This window comes from Stenotrophomonas sp. HMWF003 (genome assembly GCF_003061285.1).
In the GTDB taxonomy this organism is placed as follows: Bacteria; Pseudomonadota; Gammaproteobacteria; order Xanthomonadales; family Xanthomonadaceae; genus Stenotrophomonas; species Stenotrophomonas maltophilia_AP.
This window is the reverse complement of the sequence record NZ_QAIW01000139.1, coordinates 15,272-16,645: the sequence shown is the minus strand read 5'-3', so window position 1 is coordinate 16,645 and position 1,374 is coordinate 15,272. Positions and strand designations below refer to the sequence as shown.

General features: G+C 69.7%; 2 protein-coding genes. One reads left to right on the top strand and one right to left on the bottom strand.

Annotation, left to right across the window (positions count from 1 at the left end):
* Positions 1-499 (top strand): EamA family transporter (locus tag DBR34_RS05355; RefSeq protein WP_343125605.1); only part of this gene is annotated, 499 nt, incomplete at its 5' end.
* Positions 500-541: 42 nt separating this feature from the next.
* On the opposite strand, the gene DBR34_RS22170 is transcribed toward DBR34_RS05355, so the two are convergent.
* Positions 542-1,374, bottom strand: an 833-nt coding sequence (locus DBR34_RS22170; RefSeq protein WP_258223680.1) for an ExeM/NucH family extracellular endonuclease, incomplete at its 5' end; no start/stop codon positions are given.

Sequence of the window (1,374 nt, the reverse complement as noted above, 5' to 3'; positions counted from 1 at the left end):
GGCCATCACCAGAAAGATGGTGGGCAGCGTCACCGCCACCGCCGCCACCGCGCCCGGCGGCGAGCGTGCCTGGCCGTGGCTGCTGGCGGTGTGGGTGGGCTACGCGCTGGTGGACATCATGCTCAAGCAGGTGGCGCTGTCGGGCACGCCGTCGATGGCCGCGCTGACGGCCAGCTTCGGGCTGGCCTTCGTGCTGATGCTGGCGCTGCAGCTGTGGCGGCATGCCAGCGGTGCGTCTCCGCTGCAGTGGCGCAACGTGGGGGCCGGCGCGCTGCTGGGGCTGCTCAACTTCGGCAACATCCTGTTCTACGTACGCGCGCACCAGCACCTGCCGGACAGCCCGGCGGTGGTGTTTGCCGGCATGAACATCGGCGTGGTGGTGGTGGGCGCCCTGGTGGGCGTGCTCGCGTTCGGCGAACGCACCAGTGTGTGGAACCGCGTTGGCCTTGGGCTGGCCGTGGTGGCGATCGGGTTGATCGCGTGGGGTACCGCCGGGTAGGTATCGACCGTTGGTCGATACCTCGGCAACCGGCCCCGTTGATCAGCGATCGAAGCCCAGCAGCAGCGGGTCGTGGTCCGAACTGCGCCAGGGGCCCGGTTCGTTGCGGCCCTGGTAGCCCACGTCCTCGGCCTCGTCGGCATTGATGTGCCATTCGGCGGCGCCCTGCAGGCGCTGGGCCATGGACGGGCTGAGCAGGGCGTGGTCGAGGCGGCCACTCAGCCCGTTGTAGACATAGCTGTAGGGGCGCTCGACCTTGGCCGCGGCGAAAGCGTCGCGCCAGCCGGCGTCGTGCAGCGTGCGGATCGGGTCTTCCATCGCGTAGGCGTTGAAGTCGCCGAGCAGCACCACGTCCTTTACCTTCAGGCGGGCGGCTTCGCCCTGCACCCAGGCGTTCAACTGCCGGGCCGATTCCACCCGGGTGGCATTCCAGCAGCCCTGGCCATCGTTCTGGTCGGCGTCGGCACCGGTGGTGTCGCGGCAGCCCTTGGACTTGAAGTGGTTGGCCACCACCATGAACGGCTGGCCCATGCCCTGGAAGGCCTGCGCCAGCGGCGCGCGGCTGTGTTCGGCGAACGGGCCGTCGAGCTTGGTCACCGGCCGGCCCAGCGGCTTGAACCCGCCCTTGCGATAGATGATGCCCACCCGGATCGGGTTGGTGCCGGGGCCCTGCCCGGCATCCACGAAGGCCCAGGCATCCTTGGGGTCGAGCGGGGCGTTGAGGGCGTCCACCAGTTCGGCGATGGCCGAGTGCGGCCCATAGCCGTCGTTCTCCAGTTCCATCAGCGCGGCGATATGCGCATCCAGCCCGTTGATGGTGGCCACCAGCTTGGCGGTCTGTGCCTGGTGTTCGGCCAGCGTGCGCGCGCCGCGCA